Source organism: Variovorax sp. P1_H12_2, from assembly GCF_056405335.1.
Map to the genome: position 1 here is coordinate 16279 of NZ_JBFUCI010000002.1, position 21428 is coordinate 37706.

The following is a 21428-nucleotide window of genomic DNA, read 5'->3' on the forward strand; positions in this document are numbered from 1 at the left end:
TGTGATCGGAGATGTTGAACGATCGCGGAACGCTTCGTGTGCCTGCAAAAGCGCTCAGTGATCGAGAAGCAGCTTCCCAAGCTGTAGACGTAGGTCCTGTCGATCGTCGGTCAGCTCATCGCTGCATTGCGGACGTTCATGCGCCACATCGCCAACGCCCGGTCATGGCCGGGACTGCCTGTTCGCCAAGCTTGCCGACAGCAGTCCTTGGCTAACCAGGCGAACACGCCGAAGGTCAATTGCCAGGCACGCCCGCGAACTGGTGCTCGCGGCCATGAGGAGCCGGTCGTTCATCCGCCACCTACGACCGCTTTAAATGTAAGCCGACATTCGATGCGAGAGGAAGGTTCGGAAGGTCCCGCGCGCGCTCACCGCGCGCTGCGCGGCTCCATCGGGTGGATGTGAAAATCGGCTGTGCCTGCGCCGCAGGAGCCGGCGGCCACCTCGCCCACGGGGCACGAAGCGTCGAGATACTCGATGTCGTTGCCCCTGGCGCTGCGGACATGTGGAAGCAAAAGCCTGAACGTCACCATTTGGCAGCCGCGTCAGTTTTTTTCCGCCAACTGTGCAAGGACAGCCGGGTTCTCCAGCGTCGACGTGTCCTGCGTGATCGCCTCGTCTTTGGCCAGCGATCGCAGCAGGCGCCGCATGATCTTCCCGCTGCGCGTCTTCGGCAGGTTGTCGCCGAATCGGATCTCCTTCGGCTTGGCAATCGGACCGATCTCGCGGCCGACCCAATTGCGCAGTTCGCTGGCGATCCTCTTCGCCTCATCGCCTGTCGGGCGGGCGCGCTTCAGCACGACGAATGCGCAGATCGCCTCGCCCGTGGTGTTGTCAGGCCGCCCGACCACCGCGGCTTCGGCGACCAGGTCAGTGCATGACACCAATGCCGATTCGATCTCCATCGTGCCCATGCGATGCCCTGAGACATTGAGCACGTCGTCGATGCGGCCGGTGATGGTGTAGTAGCCGGTCTTCTCGTCGCGGATCGCACCATCGCCCGCCAGGTAGTAGCCCTTGAGTTCTGGCGGAAAGTAGCTGCTCTTGAAGCGCTCGGCTTCGCCCCAGATGGTGCGGATCATGCTCGGCCACGGCTTCTTCACGACCAGGATGCCGCCTTGTCCGTTCGGTACGTCATTGCCGGTCTCGTCCACGATGGCAGCGGCGATACCGGGGAATGGCAGCGTGCACGAGCCCGGCACCAGTGGCGTCGCGCCCGGCAGCGGCGTGATCATGTGGCCGCCGGTTTCGGTTTGCCAGAAAGTGTCGACGATCGGGCAGCGCCCTCCTCCCACATGCTGGTGATACCAATCCCAGGCGGCTGGATTGATCGGCTCGCCCACGGAGCCGAGGATGCGCAGGCTCGAGAGGTTGTAGCTTTTCGGATGCACTGCGTCGTTGCTGTCGGCCTGCTTGATCAGCGAACGGATGGCGGTCGGCGCCGTGTAGAAGACCGTGACCTTGTGGTCCTGGATCATCTTCCAGAAGCGGCCGGCGTCGGGGTATGTCGGCACGCCTTCGAACACCACTTCGGTCGCGCCCAGCGCGAGCGGGCCGTAGGCGATGTAGGTGTGGCCGGTGACCCATCCGATGTCGGCGGTGCACCAGAACACGTCGTCGTCCTTCAGGTCAAAGGTCCACTTCGTCGTGAGCGCCGCGTGCAGCWAGTAGCCACCCGTCGAGTGCTGCACGCCCTTGGGCTTGCCGGTCGAACCGGAGGTGTAGAGCAGGAACAGCGGATGCTCGGCGCCCACCCATTCGGGCTCGCACACGTCCGGCTGGCCTTGCGTTTCTTCATACATCCAGCGGTCGCGCGCCGGATGCCAGGCAATGTCGCCGCCGGTGCGGCGATAGACGATCACGTCCTTCACCGAATCGCAGCCGCCCAGCGCGATGGCGTCGTCGACGATGGCCTTGAGTGGCAGTTGCTTGCCGCCACGCGCCTGCTCGTCGGCGGTGATCACCATGGCCGCGCCGGCGCCTTCGATGCGGTCGCGCAGGCTTTGCGCCGAGAAGCCGCCGAACACGACCGAATGCGTGGCGCCGATGCGCGCGCAGGCCTGCATTGCGACCACGCCTTCCACGCTCATTGCCATGTAGATGACGACGCGGTCGCCCTTCTTGATGCCGCGCGCCTTCAGCGCATTCGCGAGGCGACAGGTGCGCGCCAGCAGCTCGCTGTAGCTGACGCGGGTTACCCGGCCATCATCGGCCTCGAAGATGATTGCGACCTTGTCGCCCAGGCCACGCTCCACCTGGCGGTCGAGGCAGTTGTACGAGACGTTCAGCGTGCCGTCTTCGAACCACTTGAAAAACGGTGCCTGGCGCTCATCGAGCGAACGCGTGAAAGGCGTCTTCCACGTCACGAACTCTCGCGCAAGCCGGGCCCAGTACGCACCGTGGTCGGCATCGGCCTCGGCGACCAGCGCCTGGTAGGCGGCCATGCCGCGGACGTGGGCGCCTTGCATGACGGCTTCGGGAACCGGATGGATGATTGCTTCGTGGTTGCTCATGGTCTCGTCCTTAGTCTCGGGTCAAAACGGGGGGATGGGAATTCAGGGGTCTGCATGCGCCCGCAGCCAGTTGGCGACCGCGGCAGCACTTCGGAAGTCGTCGCAGGCGCGTGCGGGAATGTGGGGGTGGCGCTGGCTCCACATGCGCGTGAGCGCCTGACCCGGGCCGATCTCCAGCACGCAGCGCACCTGGCGCGCGGCAATGTTTTCCATGCACTCGTCCCAGCGCACCGTCTGCGCGATTTGCGCGGCCAGCGCCGATCTGGCCGCGCCTGCACTGTGAATGCGGTCGGCCGCGTTGCTGAACAACACGACGCGCGGCGGATGGAAGGGCACTTCAGCGAGCGTTTGCGCGAAGCGTTCCGCCGCGTCCCGCATCCATGGCGTGTGGGATGCGACGTTGACCTTCAGGCGGGTGCATTGCCCGCCCTCGGCCGCCGCGATGCGCTGCGCTTGTTCCAGCGCCGCCACGGGGCCGCCGAGCACGACGCTTTCGATGCCGTTGCGGATCGCAATCGACAGGCTCGAGTCGGCGAGTATTCCCTCCAGCGCGCGTTGCGCAAGGCCGGTGATGGCGAGCAGGCCGCCGGGCATGCGCGCGGCACTGCTGTCCATGTCCGCGGCGCGCAAGGGCGCAAGGGCCGTCGCGGTGCCGCTGTCGAAAACGCCCGCCGCGCTGAAGGCGGCGAGTTCACCGACGCTGTAGCCAGCGACCACCGCAGGCGCCGGGACCATCGGCGCCAGTTGGCCCCACGCGGCCAGCGCCAAGCCGGTCAGCAGCGTCTGCGCGTTGGCGTTGTTGGCTGCCCAGGCCGGGTCCGCAAGGCTGCGACGCCAGTCGTCGACACCGAGCCGTGCGCGCATCTCGCCCACGCGCTCATCGTCGGCGAGCCAGGGCAGCATGGCCGCATGCTGGTTGCCTTGACCGGAGAAGATCAGCGCGAAGGTCATGCCGAAAAACAAATGCGCGTGACCCAGCACGCCGCGGCCAAGGTGTCGGCAGCGCCACCGGGCGACAGGCGCCGGGTGACGAAATCATCGGCGATGGCGTATGCGTGTGCGAGTCCGCCGCGCCTGGAGACTCCCCCTTGCTCAATGAACTGGCGTGCCGCGTCCTGTGCGTAACGCAGTCCTGCAAGTCCACCGCGATGCGCAAGGTTGCTGTCGTCCAGCACGGCCATCACGTGGAACAAGGTGTCGAGTCGAGCCAACTGCGGCGACTGCCCGCGTGCAAGCCCTCGCGCCAGGGCGGGCACCGCAACATCGAACAACACCGGAAAACCCAAGGCCGCCTCCTGCGACGCACCTCGCAAGCCCAGCCGCCGTGTGGCGATGCCGCCGGGCAGCGTCGGGACGCGTTGGCTGCGTACCGCCAGCGCCTCGCCCCAATGCCGATGCAGCGCATCGCGCAATCGCGAGGGATCCATCGCACCATTGCATTCGCGCGCAACGGCACCCGCCGCGGCGCACATCAAGCCMAGCATGAAGATCGCGCCGCGATGCGTGTTGATGCCGTTGGTTGCAGCAAGCATGCGCGCCTCGGCGGCGATGCCGCAGCGCTCCAGCTCGGAGAATTCCGCCCCGGCGTGGCCTGCATGTGCGATCCGCACAAAGTAGCTGCGCAGCGCGAACAGGCTGCGCATGAAAGTGTGCGCGTCCATGTCGGAATGGCTGCCGTTGTCGACCAGCGTGACAAGGCCTGGCTTGGGCGCAAGCGCCAGTTCGTCGTGCAACGCGAGCGTGGCGGCACGGCCGATCGCGGCGGGCGTGAGCGACGCGGCAGAATGCTGATGCGAGAAGGCCGCGGCGTTCATGCTGCCCACTTCGCATTCCGAATGGTTGCGCACCACGACGTGTCGTGCTGCAAGGCTGTGCCCGTGAGCCGCTTGACCATGACAGAGCGCGTGCGTGCCGCGCGCCAGTCCGACCACTCGCGCCACGCGACAGCCGTGCCGTCGGCAAACATCAGCTCCCCGTCCAGCCGCGGACGTTCGGCGCCAAAGCAGCGCAGGCGAGCGGCGACGGCATCCGCGTGCGCGGCATCGTCCACCGCCACCCACACGTCCAGGTCGGAACCCGGCCGCACGTGATCCAGGCCGCTCAGCGCCTGCCAGCCAAAGCTGCCGTAGACGTACGGGGTCGCGCCGCAATCCGCAAGCGCAGCCTGCAGTTTTCCGGCAGCGACGCGCGCTGGCAGCGGCAAGAGCGGCAACACGTCGACAAGCAACGGAAACTCCTCGAAGCCCGTCACGGATGAGCGTGGTACCTGCAATGCCAGCCGGCGGCGCGCCCAGCGCGTCGGCGCCGGCAAGCCCATGGCGATGAGGCCGCAGGCGCCCGCGTCAAGCGGTTGCCGCGTCACTACCAATGGCCATTGATGTGCGGCCCAGTGCGCCAGACACTCTCGGGCCTGCGCATCCCAAGGCCGGTCCAACACGGTGGCCCAGCCTTCATTGGAAAGCCGGGCGAGTCGATGTCTGCGCAGCGATTCCATGGCGCGTCCTGCCTTCAGGCCGCTGCCAGCACGCGCTGCACGACAGACGCCGCCAGCTTGCGCCCACCGCGTTCGGCCCCGTCCTTYGCGCGCGCGTCTTCAACGGGCGTGTTGCCCAGCGCATCGCGCAGCGCGGCATGGAGGTCACCGTCCCACAAGGCACGGACGCCACCCATTGCCACGTAGTTGCGCACGCCCGGCGCAAACACCGGGTTCGATTCCGACAAGGCCGTGAGCTTTTCTTCGGACAGCTTGGTCACCCGCGCCATCGCGGGAATGCGCATCACGCGGATCTCCGCTTCGGGCAGCGCATAGCAGCCGTCGGCGATCAGCCCCGAGGTGATGAAGCCGCCCGACAACGCCTGGTCGTACACCAGCCCGATCACCGGATGACCCTGTCGCCGGGCCAGGTCGATGCACATTCCCAGGTGCGCCATCGCGCGGTTGATGCCAAGCGTCTCGTCACGTCGACGCAGCTGCTGGCCCTGCGTGTCGATGAACAGCAGGATCGGCCGGCCAGGATGCTGCGCGATCGTGTCGAGGATCACACGCGCCTGCTCCAGCGCCAGTGCGACGCCGATCGGCGCATGGTTCGTGGTGCCGACGACCGTGATGGGCCGGCCTTCGAACATCACATCGCCTTGCAGGAAATCGCCCGCCGCGCGCATCCCGTGGAAAGACCCGAAAAGCTGGGTCGCGAGTTGGTTCCAGTTCATGGTCGTTTGCCTCGTTGTCATGCGACGACGCGCAGTGCGCGCACCGCGTCTACATTCAGTTCGGGCACGCGCTCGGGCTTGTCGATGCCGAGTTCGCGCCACAGCCAGGTTGCCGCATCGACGCCCTCGGTGTCGGATGGCAGCATGTGCAGGCGCATGTCGAGCAATGCGTGCTCGGCTTCGAGCCCTTCGAGCGTCACCGGCCTCGACGCCTTCAACGCGGCGATGGCCGCCGAGCGAAACGCCTGCACATCGTCCTCGACCAGCGCGTCGCAATCTCCGATGAGCCAGCGATGCTTGCCGCCGCTGGTGCGCCATACCAAGGCACGGTCGCGCGAGTCGTACTCCTCCACGCCGTGCGAGGCCTCGATGACTTCGGGGCCCGACATGGCGAGCCGCCCGACATCGCTCATCACGATGAAGTCGGCGCAGCGCGCCACGATGCCCATGCCGCCGAAGCATCCGTTGGCGCCGCCGATGAGCACGACCACCGGGATGCCGGCGGTGCGCACGTCGAGCACGGCGCGCATCACCTCTGACACCGCAATGAGACCGGCGTTTGCTTCGTGCAGGCGCACACCCCCCGACTCGGCCAGCAGCAGCACCGCTTCCGGCTTGTCTCGCAATGCGCGTTGCAGCAGGCCGACGAGCTTGGCGCCATGCACCTCGCCAACGCCGCCGCCCATGAAGGCGCCTTCCTGCGCGGCGACGAACACCTCGTGTCCGTCAAGCTTCGCGCGTCCGATGGCCACGCCGTCGTCAAACGCCGACGGCACGCCGAGCTGCGCAAGGTGCGGGCTGGTCAACCGCTCGGCCGGCGGAATCCATTCATGAAATGTGCCCTTGTCGAGGAGCAAGGCAAGTCGCTCACGCGCTGAACATTCGGCAAAGCTGATCATGTGGATGCTCCTTGCGGCAGTTCGGCCACGGCCTGGTCCAGGCGCAGGCTGACCACTGCGGGCGTGGCGCCCATGTCGTTGATCGAAACGCGCACGCCGCCGATCGGGTGCCGCGCAAAAAAGTCGTCGGCTACCGCCTGCCAGATCGGGCCGAAGCCGCGCGCCGAGGTTTCGACGCGTACCGCGCAACCATTGCCGGCAGCGGCTTCGAGCATCACTTCGAGATTGCCCGAGCCCACCACGCCAACGAGCACCGGTGCGAAGGCGGCAACACGATAGCCACCTGAGAAAGAGAAGTCCAGGGTTTCGATCCCTGCGGGAATGTCGCTCATGTTTGATGCTCCTTACCAGTTGCGGAAGCGCTTGGGCGGCTGGTACAGCCCGCCCGATGCGCGCACCAGGTCGCGCATGCTGCGTGCGGCCAGCAGATTGCGCGTGGCATCGCGCGGGTCGATGCCGAGGTCCTGGGGACGCCTGATCACGCCGCGGTCGCGCAGGTTTTCCACGGCGCGCTTGTCGCGGCCCAGCCCCACGGTCGTGTAGCCGGCGACACCGCGGATCGCCTGCTCCCGCTCCTCGTCGCTGCGGCACATCAGCAGGTTCGCGATGCCTTCCTCGGTGAGGATGTGCGTCACGTCGTCGCCGTAGATCATGATGGGAGGTAGCTCCATGCCAGCCTGCTCCTGCAGCGTCCACGCATCCAGACGGTCGACGAAAGCCGGCTGCATGTGCTCGCGAAAGGTCTCGACCATCTGCACCACCAGTTTCTGTCCGCGCGGCGTGCCGGCGGCGCCAGTGCGTCCCGCGCGCGCCTCGCGGCCGGCCTTGAGCCACGCGGGACTGGAGTGACGCCGCCCCCGTGCATCGGCGCCCATGTTGGGCGCGCCGCCGAAGCCGGAGATGCGGCCCAATGTCGCGGTCGAACTGTTGCCATCGAGGTCCATCTGCAAGGTCGAGCCGATAAACAGGTCGCAGGCGTAGTGGCCCGCCGCCTGGCAGAAGGCGCGGTTGCTGCGCAGGCTGCCATCCGGGCCGGTGAAGAACACATCGGAGCGCGCCCGGATGTAGTCCTCCATGCCCAGCTCCGAGCCGAAGGAATGCACCGACTCGACCCACCCTGCCTCGATGGCCGGGATCAATGCAGGATGCGGGTTCAGTGCCCAGTGCTTTGCGATCTTCCCCTTGAGCCCGAGCGATTCGCCGTATGTCGGCAGCAGCAGTTCGATCGCCGCCGTGTCGAAGCCGATGCCGTGGTTCAGCCGCTGCACGCCGTACTCGCCGTAGATGCCCTTGATGGCCATCATCGCCATCAGCACCTGGATCTCGCTGATCTGCGCCGGGTCGCGCGTAAACAGCGGCTCGATGAAGTTGGGGCGGGGCGCTTTCACGACGAAGCTGACCCAGTCGGCCGGGATGTCGATGCGCGGAAGCGTGGTCGTCTTGCCATCGACCATCTCGTTGACCTGCGCTATGACGATGCCGCCCGAGAAGGCCGTCGCCTCGACGATGGCCGGCGTGTCTTCGGTGTTGGGGCCGGTGTAGAGGTTGCCCTCGGCATCGGCCGCCTGCGCCGCGACCAGCGCCACCTTCGGCGTCAGGTCGACAAAGTAGCGAGCAAATAATTCCAGGTAGGTATGGATCGCACCGATCTCGATGCGCCCGGCCGACACCAGCTTGGCCAGCCGCGCGCCCTGCGGCCCCGAGAAGCTGAAGTCCAGCCGCGAGGCGATGCCGTTCTCGAAGATGTCCAGGTGCTCCGGCAGCGCCAGCACCGACTGCACCATGTGCAGGTCGTGCACACGCTGCGGGTCGAGCCCCACCAGCGCGTGCGCCAGGAAGTCGGCTTGCTTCTGGTTGTTGCCTTCGAGGCAGACGCGGTCGCCGGGTTCGAGCACCGCTTCGAGCAGCTTGCCGACCGCTTCGGTCGCGACGACCTTGCCCACGCGTTGCGCCCCGAGCGCTTCAGAGACCCGCGCCAGCCGCGCCGTGCGGTTGGCTGTCCGGGTGTTCCAGTTCATGCGATCCATAGTGTTTGACCTCAATGCACGATGGCTTTGACTGCAAAGAACAGCAGCGACGGGCCCAGCAGGCAACCGAGGCCGGTGTGGAAGGTCGCGACCAGCGCGCCGTAGGGCACCAGCTTGCGATCGGTGGCGGCAAGGCCTGCGGACACGCCGCTCACCGTGCCGGCCAGGCCGCCGAAGACCATCGCCGAGCGCGGCGTCTTCAGCACCAGGAACTTCGCGGCGATCGGCGTGCCGACCATCACGATGATGGCCTTGACCAGGCCGGTGGCGATGCTCAGCGCCATCACGTCCGGGCTGGCGCCGATCGCCGCGCCCGTCACCGGTCCGACGATGTAGGTCACCGCGCCGGCGCCGATGGTCGTCATGCTCACCGCATCCGAGTAGCCGAAGCTCCAGGCGATCGCGGCACCGACGATGAAGGGCAGCACCGTGCCCAGCACCAGCGCGACGACGCCGATCATTCCGGCCTTGCGTGYCTCGGTGGCCTGCACTTCGAAGGCGGTCGCGACGATCGCAAAGTCCCGCAGCATCGCGCCGCCCATCAACCCGATGCCGCCGAACAGCGACATGTCGGCCAGGCCCTTGTGGCCGCCGGTCTGCGTGCCGCCCCAGTAGGCGAGCGCGAGGCCGATCACGATGGCAATGGCCGAGCCGTGGACGCGCCCAAAGGTCAGGCGTTTCGAGATTTGTCCCGAGATCAGGACGACAAAGCCGACGATGGCAAAGGCGGTGACGAGGCCGTTCAGGGCCGCTGCTTTTTCAAGGATTTCGAGCATGGTGTTCACTCCGCTTCGGCGAGCAAGGGGTTGTCGTGCAGGGTCGGGGTGGCCACCGGCTCATGGGCCGGGCGCTCCGTGCGATTGATGACCGAGATGACGACGGCGCAGACGCCGACCGCGGCAAATGCCGACAGCAGCGCGACTGGCCCGCCGCGCAGTGCAGAGACCATGTCCTGCTGGGCCGCCATGGCGACGACCACCGGGATGTACATCGCGCCCCAGTACTCCACGCCCAACTCCGTGAGCTTGGGGAGCATGTCTTTCTTCTGCAGGTAGATGCGGGCGAAGATCAGCAGCAGCATCGCGATGCCGACCCCGCCGACGTTGGTCTTGACGCCCAGCGCCTGCCCGAGCAGATCGCCGATGAAGATGCCGAGCAGATGGCAGATTGCCAACAGCGCGGTGCCGTAGATGATCATGGGTTTGTCTCCTGGTTCGCGCCGCGCGACTGCGCAACTCGGAGGAACTTGGCGCCTTGTCTGCTTGGCAGATTCAGTGCTGTTCCCTGGAGACGAAAGGTACCGATGGCCCCGGCTTCGATCAATTAACCACCCGCGCGCAGAACCGCGTGGAGCGAAACGATCGAGGGTTAACCCTGAAGCGCAGCGCGCTACGACAGGTCGGCGCGGACCATCCGGCACACCGCCAGCAGCGCCAGCAGGTTCGGATCGCGCTCGCGCGTGCGCAAGAAGCTGACGCAGATCTTCTGGCGCATGAGGTAGCGCTGCTGCAGGGGAATCAGCTGCACCCGCTGCGGCATCACGCTGCGCACGCGGCCCGGCAACAGCGTGTAGCCGATGCCGCCACTGACCAGGTTCATCAACGAAAAAATGTCGCCGGTTTTCATGACCACATTGGGCGTGAAGCCGGCAATGCGAAACGATTCTTGAAAGCCGGTGTAGGTCACGAAGCCTTCGCCCAGGCTAACGAAGCGCTCGCCGGCGCACGCGCTCAAGTCAACCTCCTGCATTTCCCCGTACCGCGAGCCGGTCGGCGCAGCGAAGAAGATGTCGTCCTCGAACAGCAACTCCGATTCCACGTCGGCCGCGCCTTCGGGCGCGCCGATCAGCGCTGCATCGACCACGCCATCGCGCAGCCGCTGAAGCAGGTCGGCATTGGAGCCGAGCACCAGTTCCAACTGCAGTTCAGGCTTTCGGACTTTCATTCCCATCACGATCGTTGGCACCGTGCGGCTGCTCAGAGAATACAGCGAACCAATTCGAATCCGGTCAGCCGAATAGCCGGCGAGTTCGCGCGTCGCGCGTATCCCGTCGGACATCGTGCGCAGTACATCGCGCGCTGCCTCGGCCAGTGCTTGCGCGGCTTCTGTGGGATGCAGGTTGCGGCCTTCGTGGCGAAACAAGGCGCACCGCAGGCCTGTTTCCAGCGAGTGGAGCGCCCGGTGGACGCTCACCGTGCTGATGTCCAGCCGTTCTGCGGCGCGCGCAAGATTGCCCGTCTCCATGAAGCTCAGGAGGATCTCGAGCTTGCGGAATGTGATGTCCTCGTCGATACGTATGAGCATGGGCGGGTCGTCGCTGAAGCACTCATCGTAGTGCCAATTTCTTGACTGCCAAGCGCACGGACACCAACGTTTCGCTCGGCGAAAGGCAACGGTTGTTGCAATATAGCCGCTGCGGGAACTGGATGACCGCTTCCGCCCGMATACCTATTGTTGAGCGGACAATGCCGACGGACAGCAATGGGCCCGGAGCGTTGGTTGGCGACTTGCGGAAGCAGCCGTTCATGCGCGATGTCGACCTGGTCGTCCATTGCTGCCCGCGATCCGACGCTGGCGTGGAACTCGAACTTCCTAAACGACGTCGGCGAAGTCGGGTTCAAAAGTAGACCGGCCGTTCGTCAAAGAAAGGGCCAAGGTCAGGTTTCGGCGACCGCCGTCGTTCGGCCGCCAAATTCGAAGGACAGCAAACAGTCTTCAGCAGACATATCGGAGCCGCCCTCCCCGCGGCTCCGCCCACCTCACGACCGATCGGGCACCCTCGCCTCAATCTTCTCCCGCACCCCTCTGATCGCACCCCTCAACGCCTGCAGCTGGCGATCCATGTCCGCATTGAGGACAGTCACCAAGCCCCGCAGCTCGGTCGGCTCGATGTGAAATTCTTCGGCACCTCTCAGGGGGTAGCGAGGCGACAGAAAGCTCTGCAGGCACTCGTAGGCACGGTACGAATCAGCCAAGTTGCAGAATGCATCCTCGACTTCCGAGAAGTTCGTCATTGCCGACTCAGGCGGCTCTGGCGCCTCTTGTTTGGCGACTGGCGCGCGGCGCCGCTTCGCAGCGACCGATGGGGGTTTGATTGACTTGGCGATCCTCGGAGAATGCGCGATCGCGCGAGCAGACTTGGCCATGTTGGCCTCCCTGAAGGTTGCGGTTTACTGAAACCGCCGTCCCCGCTTCCAAACGGTGGCGGCAGCTCGAACGGGCACGCGCGCCAGCGCCCCTTGTTGCTCAGCGGATCTCCGCGATGCCCGTCCCCGCCGCGACGTAGGCGCCCTGTTCCGCCTGGAGCGCGATGCGCCCCGGGCGGTGCGCCTTGACCTGCATTTCCATCTTCATGGCCTCCATCGAGCCGATCGTGTCGCCGGCTGCGACAGTGTCGCCGTCGGCCACCGCCCACGATTGCAGGGTGCCGGAGATCGGCGCGGCGACCGCGGCAGGGTCGGCCACCGCCGAAGCCGCGGCGCCCTCGCTCGCTGCGCCGCTGCCCGCGGCCGAAGACAGCCCGCGCAACAGTTCGGCCGGCAGGCCCAGCRCCATCCGGCGGCCATCGATTTCCACCGCCGTGCGCACCAGCGAGACCTCCGCCAGCGGCTCGGGTCGCACCGCCGCGGCCAGCACATTCGCGAAATCCGTCTCGATCCAGCGGGTGTGCACCTTGAAGGCCTCGGCGGAGACGAAGTCGGCGTGCTCCATCACCGCGCGGTGGAACGGCAGGACCGAGGGCACGCCTTCGATGCGGAACTCCTTGAGCGCACGCCGGGCGCGGGCGATCGCCTGCGCGCGCGTGGCGCCGGTGACGACCAGCTTGGCCATCAGCGAATCGAAAGTGCCCGGCACCGTCGAGCCCGACTGCACGCCGGTGTCGACGCGCACGCCCGGGCCCGATGGCGCTTCGAACACGCGCACCGGGCCGGGCGCGGGCAGGAAGCCGCGGCCGACGTCTTCGGCGTTGATGCGGAACTCGAAGGCGTGGCCGCGCGGCACCGGCGTCTCGGTGATCGACAGCGGCAGGCCGTCGGCAATGCGCAGCTGTTCGACCACCAGGTCGATGCCCGTGGTCTCCTCGGTCACCGGATGCTCCACCTGCAGGCGCGTGTTGACCTCCAGGAAGGAGATCGTGCCCGAGGGGCTGAGCAGGAACTCCACCGTTCCGGCACCGACGTAGCCGGCGCGCATGCAGACATCGCGCGCGGCCTGGTGAATGCGCTCGCGCTGCGCGTCGCTGAGGAAGGGCGCGGGCGCCTCTTCCACCAGTTTCTGGTTGCGCCGCTGCAGCGAGCAGTCGCGCGTGCCGAGCACGACCACGTGCCCGTGCGTGTCGGCGATCACCTGCGCCTCGACATGGCGCGGACGGTCGAGGAACTGCTCGACGAAACACTCGCCGCGGCCGAATGCGGCGACGGCCTCGCGCACGGCCGATTCGTACAGGTCGGCGACCTCGTCGAGGCGCCAGGCGACCTTGAGCCCGCGCCCGCCGCCGCCGAAGGCCGCCTTGATGGCGATCGGCAGGCCGTTCTTCTCGGCGAAGGCCACGACCTCCTGCGCGTCGCGCACGGGGTCCGAGGTGCCCGCGACCAGCGGCGCGCCGGCCTGCAGCGCGATCTTGCGGGCCTGCACCTTGTCGCCCAGCGCCTCGATGGCGGCAGGCGGCGGGCCGATCCAGGCCAGCCCGGCGCCGATGACGGCGCGCGCGAAGCCCGCGTTCTCCGACAGGAAGCCGTAGCCCGGGTGCACCGCGTCGGCGCCGCAGCGCGCGGCCACGGTCAGCAGCTTGTCGATGTTGAGGTAGGTGTCGGCCGGGCGCTGGCCGTCGAGGCCATACGCCTCGTCGGCCATGCGCGCATGCATCGCGTCGAGGTCGGCATCGGCGTACACGGCGACCGACTGCACGCCGTAGTCGGCACAGGCGCGCACGATGCGCACGGCGATCTCGCCGCGGTTGGCAATCAGGACTTTTTTCATGGGGTCTCTCGCAGGACGGAGCGGGTGGTCGGATGGAAGGCGCGGATCGGGTTGAAGCGCACGCTGGCGCCGATCGGGATCTGCCCGGCGCGGTCGAGGTGGTGCGGCGCCACGGCGCCGATCACCGGATAGCCGCCGGTCAACGGATGGTCGGCCAGGAACAGCACGGGCTGCCCGCTCGGCGGCACCTGGATGGCGCCCAGCGCCGTGCCCTCGCTCGGCAGCTCGCCGGGCTTGGCGCGCGCCAGCGCCTGTTCGCCCGCCAGCCGCAGCCCGACGCGATTGGACTGCGGCGTGACGGTCCAGAGCTGGCTCGCCAGCAGCGCGACCGCCTCGGGCGTGAACCAGTCGGTTCGCGGGCCCATCACCACGTCGAGCACGACAACGTCCCGTGCGGTGGGCAGATCGGCGGGGGGTTGCCCGGGCAGGCCGACCACGGCGCCGCGCTCGACCGCGCGAACGGGCAGCACGTCGCCGGCCTGGATCGGCGGCGGACCGACGTGGGCGAGCGTGTCGGTCGAACAACTGCCGAGCACCGGCGCCAGGTCGAAGCCGCCGCGCACCGCGACGTAGGAGCGGATGCCCGCGGCCGGTTCGCCGAGCGTCACGGTATCGCCGTCGGCCAGCGCGAAGGCTTCGTGGCGGCGCATGTTCAGCGTCGTGCCATCCGCGGTAACGAGGCGAACCGGCGCATCGGCACCGGTGACGGCCATCACGGCGTCGCCGCGGCAGACGAACTGGAACCCGCCATACACGAGCTCCACGCAGGCCGCGTCAGCCGGATTGCCGACCAGTCGGTTGGCCGCGCGCAGGGCGCCCTGGTCCATCGCACCCGAAGCCGACACGCCCTGCCCGGCCTGGCCGTGCCGGCCCCGATCCTGGAACAGCGCCTGCAGCCCGGTGGCCCGGATCTGGAGCGCGGCGCCTGCCGGCGGCGCAGCCGCGACCGGTTCGGCGGGTGCGATCCGCCGGGGCGCCGGCGAGGCCGACGGGCGCTGTCCGGACACATCGACGAAGCGCACCTTGAAGCCCGGCTGCAGCAGCGCCGGAACCTCGCGGCCCAGGTCCCACATGGGCGTGGCGGTCACGCCGATGATCTGCCAGCCGCCCGGGCTGGCCTGCGGATAGACGCCGCTGAAGGGGCCCGCCAGTCCGACGGCGCCGGCCGGGATGCGGGTGCGCGGCGTTGCGCGGCGCGGCACGTTCAGGCTGGGGTGCCCGCCGCTCAGGTAGGCGAAGCCCGGCGCGAAGCCGGTGAAGGCGACCATGTAGTCGCTGCCGGTGTGGCGGCGGATCACTTCCTCGCGCGAGATGCCCAGCAGCTGCGCCACCTCGTAGAGATCCTCGCCCTGGTAGTCGACCGGGATCTCGACCCGCGTGGCCGCGCGCTCGACCGTCGCATGCAGGCTGCGGCCGCCGATCTGGTCGGCGAGCTGGTCTGGCGTCACCRCCGTGGGGCGAAAGCGGACCAGGATCGTGCGGGCCGCAGGCACCAGTTCCTCGATGCCGGCGATGGGCTCGGCCTGCAGCGATGCGAGCAGGGCCAGGGTCTGCGCCAGGTCGTCGAGTTCGACCAGCAGCGCATTCAGGTTGACAGGCAGGAAACGCATCATCCCCGCGCTCCTTCGACCACTGCCGGATCGACGAAGGAGCCGATGACCACGCCCGAACGCTCTAACAGGCCGCGCACCTGGCGCGCCATCTCGACCGCGCCGGGGCTGTCGCCGTGCACGCAGATCGAATCGGCCTGGACGCGCACCGTGCTGCCGTCGATGGCCTCGACCACGCCCTCGGTCGCCAGCCGAAGCATGCGCGCCGCGACCACCTCCGGGTCGTGCAGCACGGCGCCCTTCTCGCGGCGCGACACCAGCGATCCGTCCGGCATGTAGGCGCGGTCGGCGAAGGCTTCGGCGACGGTGCGCAGCCCGCTCGCCTCGGCCCAGCCGAGCAGCGGCGAGCCGGCCAGCCCGACCAGGGCCAGCCCGGCATCGATCGCCAAGATGGCGGCGATGACATCGCGCGCCTGGCGCTCGTCGTGCGCGATGGTGTTGTAGAGCGCGCCGTGCGGCTTGACGTAGCGCACCGCGGTGCCCGCGGCGGTCGCAAGGCCCTGGAGCGCACCGATCTGGTAGATCACGTCGGCCACCAGGTCGGCGCTGGCCACGTCCATGTTGCGCCGGCCGAAGCCGGCCAGGTCGGGGTAGGCCACGTGGGCGCCGACCGCCACGCCGAGCGCCTGCGCGCGCCGCAGCGTCTGCAGGATGCCGGCCGCGTCGCCGGCATGGAAGCCGCAGGCCACGTTGGCGCTGCTCACGATGCCGAGCATCGCCGCGTCGTCGCCCATGCGCCAGGCGCCCAGACTCTCGCCGAGGTCGCTGTTGAGGTCCATCTTCATCGCGGCGCCCTCAGCGGAACATCAGGAAGTACAGCAGGAACACGTTGCAGGTGAGCAGCGCGAGCGCGGTGGGCACCTGGGCGCGGATCACGGCGTTCTTGTCGGGCAGTTCCAGCAGCGCCGCGGGCACGATGTTGAAATTGGCGGCCATCGGCGTCAGCAGCGTGCCGCAGTAGCCCGAGAGCATGCCGATGGCCGCCATCACCGCCGGGTTGCCGTGGTACATGCCGACCAGGATCGGCACGCCGACGCCGCCGGTCATGACCGGGAAGGCCGCGAAGCCGTTGCCCATGATGACCGTGAACAGCGCCATCCCGACCACGTACACGACCACCGCGAAGAAGCGCACGTCCATGTTGATGTAGCTGGTGGTGATGTGCGCGACGGCCTTGCCCACGCCCGCGTCGGAGAACACCAGCCCGAGCATGCCGAGCATCTGCGGCAGCACCAGCGCCCAGCCGAGCGCATCCGTGAGGCGGCGCGATTCGCGGATGCCCTGCACCGGCGTTTCGTTCGTGAGCCTGCAGGCCAGTGCCAGCGCGACGATGCAGCCGACGCCCAGGCTCACCAGGGTGGTGTTCTTCGGGTCGAGCAACGGCGTGCCGCCGAACACGAGGTACTTGGCCGAGAGGGTGCCGACCATCGTGACCAGCGGAATCGCCAGCGCCGGCATGAACAGCTTGTTGCCCAGCCGCCGCGCGCTCGCCGCGTACTCCGCCGCGGTGCGTTCGCGGTGGCGGCCCACGCCGACGCCGCCGAAGGCGGCGATCAGCGCCATGACCACGACACCGACGCCGACCCAGACCGGCGGCACCTGGTCGCCGATGAGGAACACCAGGGAATACAGGCCCCAGAAGAAGGCGCTCGAATAGCGCTTGGGATGCTGCCGGTCCCTGAGCGTCATCACCGCGGTGATGGCGAGGATGGCGCCGACCAGATAGTAGAGATGAGCGATGGAGAGCGTCATGATCAGGCACCCTTCACTGCAACGGCGTCATCGGTGGCTGGCGCGGGCGCATCGCCGCCGAGTTCGCGCGCCAGCATCCGGTCCAGCCGGCGCAGGCGCCAGGCGTGGATCACGAAGGCGCAGGTGGCGGTCGGAAGGCCCCACAGCGCTACATGGATCGGCTCGACGTCGATGCCGGCCTCGCGCAGGAAGGTGGTCATGAGCACGATGGCGCCGAAGGCCACGAAGATGTCTTCCCCGAAGAAGAGACCCACGTTGTCGGTGGCCGCGGCGTAGGCGCGCAGCTTGTGCCGGATGCGATCGGGCAGCTTGCCGTAGCGCGCCTCGGCCGCACCCTCGGCCATCGGGGCCAGCAGCGGCCGCACCATCTGCGGATGGCCTCCCAGGCTGGTGAGGCCGATCGCGGCCGTCAGCTGCCGCGCGCCCAGGTAGACGATCAGCAGCCGGCCGACCGTCGCGGACTTGATGGTGCTGATCCAGTTCTGGGCATGCTGGCGCAGCCCGTGGCGCTCCAGCAGGCCGATCACCGCCAGCGGCAGCAGGATGATCAGCGGCAGGTTGCGCGTCTTGATGAAGCCGGTGCCGATCGTCGCCAGGATCTTGTCGACCGGGAAGTTCGCGGCAAAGGCGGTGACGACGGCCGTGACGATCACGACCAGCATCGGATTGAAGCGCAGGATGAACCCCGCGATGATGACGGCGACCCCGAGCAAGGGCCACAGGTTGATGTCGGTAGGCAAGGCGGTTACTCCTGAATGAAAGGTGGTTGACTCAACAGATCAAGAATTAGATTGAGTCAACTGGCATGGATTGTTCAACAATTCAGACAAAATTGCTCGCAAGTTGCATGCCAATTCATAGGTAGAAACCCGGATTTCGTTGAGCAAACGGGAGAAAGCGGGGGGCTAGATCTGCTACAACCGTGAACAAATGAGCCTTGTCACGCCCCCCTCCCCCGCCGTCCAGACCCTCAGCGAGCGGATGGCCGAACAGCTGCGCCTGAAGATCACCCAGGGTGAGTTCTCGCCGGGCCAGCGGCTGTCGGAGCAGGCACTGAGCGACAGCCTGGGGATTTCGCGCAACACGCTGCGCGAGGTGTTCCGCATGCTGACCAAGGACGGGCTGGTCAAGCACGCGCCCAATCGCGGGGTGTTCGTGGCCATCCCCAGCATCGCGTCGATCATCGACATCTACCGGGTGCGCCGGCTGATCGAGTGCCAGGCGCTCGCGCAGGCCTATCCGCGCCATCCGGCCAAGAAGAAGATGCGCGAGGCGGTGGAGACTTCGCTGCGCTGCCGCTCCGGTGGCGACTGGCTGGGCGTGGGCACCGCCAACATGGCTTTCCACATGGCCATCGTCGAGCTGGCCGACAGCGAGCGGCTCAACCTGCTGTTCGAACCGGTGCTGGCCGAKTTGCGGCTGGCATTCGGGCTGTTGCGCGATCCCGAGTTCCTGCACGCCCCGTATGTGGACATGAACGTGAAGATCCTGGAGCTGGCGGAAGCCGGCGACTATGCCGGCGCCGCCGCCGCGCTCAACGACTACCTGGTGCACTCCGAGCGCATCGTGCTGGCCGTCTACGCCAGGCACATCAGCGACGCCGGCTGGGAGAGCTGACGCCGGGTGGCGGCGCCGGCTGCGCTGTCCGGCCCTACTCGGGCTTGAAGTCGATCGACTTGAGCACCGCACCCATGCGCTGATAGTCCGCGCTCAGGGACTTCGTCAGTTCCTCGGGGCTGCGCGGCTGGCCGGCCTCGAAGCCGATGTCCTGCAGCCGCTCGCGCACCGCGGGCAATGCCAGCACCCTGAGGGCGGCTTCGCGGACCTTGGCCTGCTGCGCCGCGGGCACGTCCGGCTTGACCCACAGGCCCATCCAACCCGTGGCCTCGAGCTGCGGATAGCCCAGCTCGGTGAAGGTCGGCACATCGGGCAGCAACGCCGAGCGCTTGGGCGTACTCACCGCGAATGCCTTGATCTTGCCGGCCTTGACGAGCGGCAGCGAGCTCGGCATGGCGTCGAACATCAGCGGCACGTGGCCGCCCATCACATCGGTCAGCGCAGGCGTCGAGCCCTTGTAGCCCACGTGGGTCATGTCGATCCCCGCCGCCTTGTTCAGCTGGAGCCCCATCACATGGGAGAGCGTGCCCGCCGTGTAGGAGGCGTAGTTGACCGTGCCGGGATGGGTCTTGACCCACGTCATCAGCTCGCCGAAGTTCTTGGCCGGCACCGAAGGCGAACCGACCAGCACCAAGCCGCCGCGGCTGAGCTCGGCCACCGGCTTGATCTCGGTCGCCATGTCGACGCGCAACTTGACGATGTGCGGAATCTCGCTGACCAGCGAATTCACCGCGACGAGCACGGTATAGCCGTCATGCGGGGCCTGCGAGAGCTCGTTCACCGCGAGCACGCCTCCGGCTCCGGGCCTGGGGTCGACGACTACCGCCTGGCCGGTCTCCTTCGACAGGTTGTCGGCCAGCAGCCGGGCGATGATGTCCGCCGAACCTCCGGCGGGGCCGGCGGCGATGATGCGCACCGTCTTGTCGGGCCATTTCGGCGCATCGGCGTGAGCCATCGATGCTGCCAGGCAGATCGCCGCAACGCTTGCGAGGGACGCGGCGCGTGCAATATGCCGCATTGCCTTCTTCGACTTCATGATCAGTCTCCTTGTGTCTGGGGTCAGGGCGCCCAGCGCAACCGCGCGAGCACCAGTATGACGAGAAATTCGCTCTCGCCGAGCATCGTTGCCACCGGCTTCGAGCCGAGCGTGGCGAGGTCGCGCAACGGCGTTTCAGGCCACAGCCAGCAGGTGGTCCTGGAACGCTTCGCGCAGCTTGTTCTTCTGCACCTTGCCTGTCGGTCCGAGCGGAATGTGATCGACGAACACCACGTCGTCCGGGGTCCACCACCTGGCGATGCGGCCGTCGTAGAACCCGATCAGCTCGTCGCGCGTCAAGGTCGCTCCCGGCTTCCGGGTCACCACCAGCAGCGGGCGCTCGTCCCACTTCGGATGGCGAGCCGCAATGCAGGCCGCCATCGCGACGGCCGGATGGGCCATGGCGATGTTCTCCAGGTCGATGGAACCGATCCACTCGCCGCCCGACTTGATCACGTCCTTGCTGCGGTCGGTGATCTGCATGAATCCGTCGGCGTCGATGGTCGAGACGTCGCCGGTGGGGAACCAGCCGTCGACCAGCGGACCCTCGCCCTCCCCCTTGAAGTAGTTCGAGATGATCCACGGGCCGCGCACCATCAGCTCGCCGGCCGAGATGCCGTCGCGCGGCAGTTCCTCGCCGTCCGCGCCGACGATCTTCATGTCGACACCGAACACCGAGCGTCCCTGCTTGGCCTGGATGGCCAGGCGTGCCTCGGTGTCGAGTGCCTGCTGCCCCGGCTTCAAGGTGCAGACCGTACCCACCGGGCTCATCTCGGTCATTCCCCAGGCGTGCAGCACCTGGACGTCGTAGCGCTCCTGGAAGGCGCGCATCATCGCCGGCGGACAGGCCGAGCCGCCGATGACCGTGCGGCGCATCGTGCTGAACTGCAGGCCCTGGCCCTCCACATGCGCCAGCAGACCCTGCCAGACGGTGGGCACCCCGGCCGACATGGTCACCCCTTCGGCCTCGAACAAGTCATGCAGCGATTTGCCGTCGAGCCAGGGGCCGGGAAACACCAGCTTCGCGCCGACCATGCATGCTACGTACGGCAAGCCCCAGGCGTTGACATGGAACATCGGGACGACCGGAAGGATGACGTCGTTGGCCGAGCAGTTCAGGGCATCGGGCAGCGCCGCGGCGTAGGTGTGCAGCAGTGTCGAGCGATGGCTGTAGAGCGCGCCCTTCGGATGGCCGGTCGTGCCCGAGGTGTAGCACAGCGACGAAGCGCGCTTCTCGTCGAAGGTGGGCCAGGCGAAGTCGGCCGACTGCGCCTCGACCAGCTCTTCGTAGCAGAGCAGGTGGGGCAGCTTCGACGACACCGGCATGTGCGCCCGGTCGGTCATCGCCACGAAGGCCTTAATCGTCGACACGCGCGAGGCGATCGCCTCGACCAGGGGCAGGAAGGTCAGATCGAAGAACAGCACCTGGTCTTCCGCATGGTCGGCAATCCAGACCACCTGGTCGGGGTGCAGGCGCGGATTCAGCGTGTGCAGCACGGCGCCCGACCCGGAGACGGCGTAGTACAGCTCCATGTGGCGGTAGCCGTTCCAGGCCAGCGTGGCGACGCGGTCGCTCTCGCCGATGCCGTGCGCCGCCAGGGCGTTGGCCAGGCGGCGCGAGCGCTCGGCGAGTTCGCGGTAGGTGGTGCGGTGGAGGTCGCCCTCGACCCGGCGCGAGACGATTTCCTGCTCGCCGTGATGGCGCTCCGCGTGGGTGAGCAGCGTCGAAATCAGCAACGGCTGCTCCATCATCAATCCATTCATGGAGATCCTCTTTGGTTCGG

At 67.5% G+C, this 21428-nt stretch carries 20 protein-coding genes; 1 reads left to right on the forward strand and 19 read right to left on the reverse strand.

Going from position 1 to position 21428, the window contains the following annotated elements; translation table 11 throughout:
- Positions 1-545: 545 nt before the first annotated feature.
- The 17 genes from acs to AC1D2K_RS00570 form a co-directional block, all read right to left on the reverse strand.
- On the reverse strand, positions 546-2513 hold the full coding sequence (acs, locus tag AC1D2K_RS00490; protein ID WP_478085430.1) for an acetate--CoA ligase: 1968 nt from the start codon (positions 2511-2513) through the stop codon (positions 546-548).
- A gap of 42 nt (positions 2514-2555) precedes the next feature.
- Positions 2556-3464: an acyltransferase domain-containing protein gene (locus AC1D2K_RS00495; protein ID WP_478085431.1), complete on the reverse strand. Its 909-nt coding sequence runs from the start codon at positions 3462-3464 to the stop codon at positions 2556-2558.
- On the reverse strand, positions 3461-4327 hold the full coding sequence (locus AC1D2K_RS00500) for a triphosphoribosyl-dephospho-CoA synthase (RefSeq protein WP_478085433.1): 867 nt from the start codon (positions 4325-4327) through the stop codon (positions 3461-3463). The genes AC1D2K_RS00495 and AC1D2K_RS00500 overlap by 4 nt, the downstream gene beginning before the upstream one ends.
- Positions 4324-5007, reverse strand: a complete 684-nt coding sequence (mdcG, locus tag AC1D2K_RS00505) for a malonate decarboxylase holo-[acyl-carrier-protein] synthase (RefSeq protein WP_478085435.1) — start codon at positions 5005-5007, stop codon at positions 4324-4326. Before mdcG ends, AC1D2K_RS00500 begins: the two co-directional genes overlap by 4 nt.
- Before the next feature lie 14 nt (positions 5008-5021).
- The gene (locus AC1D2K_RS00510; protein ID WP_478085437.1) at positions 5022-5723 is read right to left on the reverse strand and encodes a biotin-independent malonate decarboxylase subunit gamma; all 702 of its coding nucleotides are present in this window, start codon (positions 5721-5723) and stop codon (positions 5022-5024) included.
- Positions 5724-5740: 17 nt separating this feature from the next.
- A complete protein-coding gene (locus AC1D2K_RS00515) occupies positions 5741-6622 on the reverse strand; it encodes a biotin-independent malonate decarboxylase subunit beta (RefSeq protein ID WP_478085438.1) in 882 nt (293 codons plus the stop codon).
- Complete coding sequence (mdcC, locus tag AC1D2K_RS00520) at positions 6619-6954, reverse strand: malonate decarboxylase acyl carrier protein (protein ID WP_478085440.1); 336 nt, start codon at positions 6952-6954, stop codon at positions 6619-6621. The genes AC1D2K_RS00515 and mdcC overlap by 4 nt, the downstream gene beginning before the upstream one ends.
- 12 nt (positions 6955-6966) lie before the next feature.
- Positions 6967-8649: a malonate decarboxylase subunit alpha gene (mdcA, locus tag AC1D2K_RS00525; RefSeq protein ID WP_478085441.1), complete on the reverse strand. Its 1683-nt coding sequence runs from the start codon at positions 8647-8649 to the stop codon at positions 6967-6969.
- 11 nt (positions 8650-8660) lie between these two features.
- Complete coding sequence (gene madM, locus AC1D2K_RS00530; protein WP_478085443.1) at positions 8661-9425, reverse strand: malonate transporter subunit MadM; 765 nt, start codon at positions 9423-9425, stop codon at positions 8661-8663.
- Between the two features lie 5 nt (positions 9426-9430).
- A complete protein-coding gene (gene madL, locus AC1D2K_RS00535; protein ID WP_478085445.1) occupies positions 9431-9847 on the reverse strand; it encodes a malonate transporter subunit MadL in 417 nt (138 codons plus the stop codon).
- A 191-nt stretch (positions 9848-10038) separates the two neighbouring features.
- On the reverse strand, positions 10039-10953 hold the full coding sequence (locus AC1D2K_RS00540; protein ID WP_478085447.1) for a LysR family transcriptional regulator: 915 nt from the start codon (positions 10951-10953) through the stop codon (positions 10039-10041).
- Between the two features lie 455 nt (positions 10954-11408).
- Positions 11409-11795 (reverse strand): hypothetical protein, encoded by a 387-nt coding sequence (locus tag AC1D2K_RS00545; RefSeq protein WP_478085448.1) that lies wholly within the window; start codon positions 11793-11795, stop codon positions 11409-11411.
- A gap of 100 nt (positions 11796-11895) precedes the next feature.
- Complete coding sequence (locus AC1D2K_RS00550) at positions 11896-13629, reverse strand: acetyl/propionyl/methylcrotonyl-CoA carboxylase subunit alpha (RefSeq protein WP_478085450.1); 1734 nt, start codon at positions 13627-13629, stop codon at positions 11896-11898.
- A complete protein-coding gene (locus AC1D2K_RS00555; RefSeq protein WP_478085451.1) occupies positions 13626-15239 on the reverse strand; it encodes a 5-oxoprolinase subunit B/C family protein in 1614 nt (537 codons plus the stop codon). Before AC1D2K_RS00555 ends, AC1D2K_RS00550 begins: the two co-directional genes overlap by 4 nt.
- Positions 15239-16024, reverse strand: a complete 786-nt coding sequence (locus tag AC1D2K_RS00560; RefSeq protein ID WP_478085453.1) for a LamB/YcsF family protein — start codon at positions 16022-16024, stop codon at positions 15239-15241. The genes AC1D2K_RS00555 and AC1D2K_RS00560 overlap by 1 nt, the downstream gene beginning before the upstream one ends.
- A gap of 10 nt (positions 16025-16034) precedes the next feature.
- The gene (locus tag AC1D2K_RS00565) at positions 16035-16991 is read right to left on the reverse strand and encodes a DUF979 domain-containing protein (RefSeq protein WP_478085455.1); all 957 of its coding nucleotides are present in this window, start codon (positions 16989-16991) and stop codon (positions 16035-16037) included.
- Positions 16992-16993: 2 nt separating this feature from the next.
- The gene (locus tag AC1D2K_RS00570) at positions 16994-17731 is read right to left on the reverse strand and encodes a DUF969 domain-containing protein (RefSeq protein ID WP_478085457.1); all 738 of its coding nucleotides are present in this window, start codon (positions 17729-17731) and stop codon (positions 16994-16996) included.
- 190 nt (positions 17732-17921) lie between these two features.
- Here AC1D2K_RS00570 and AC1D2K_RS00575 point away from each other — a divergent pair, with 190 nt between their 5' ends.
- Positions 17922-18608, forward strand: coding sequence for a GntR family transcriptional regulator (locus tag AC1D2K_RS00575; protein WP_478085459.1), 687 nt, complete (start codon positions 17922-17924; stop codon positions 18606-18608).
- Positions 18609-18642: 34 nt separating this feature from the next.
- Here AC1D2K_RS00575 and AC1D2K_RS00580 read toward each other — a convergent pair whose 3' ends face one another.
- Positions 18643-19644 carry a Bug family tripartite tricarboxylate transporter substrate binding protein gene (locus AC1D2K_RS00580; RefSeq protein ID WP_478085461.1) on the reverse strand — a complete coding sequence of 334 codons (1002 nt, stop codon included), beginning with the start codon at positions 19642-19644 and terminating at the stop codon, positions 18643-18645.
- Between the two features lie 135 nt (positions 19645-19779).
- Entirely contained in the window at positions 19780-21408 is a 1629-nt protein-coding gene (locus tag AC1D2K_RS00585; RefSeq protein WP_478085462.1) for a 3-(methylthio)propionyl-CoA ligase, read from the reverse strand.
- Positions 21409-21428: the final 20 nt, after the last annotated feature.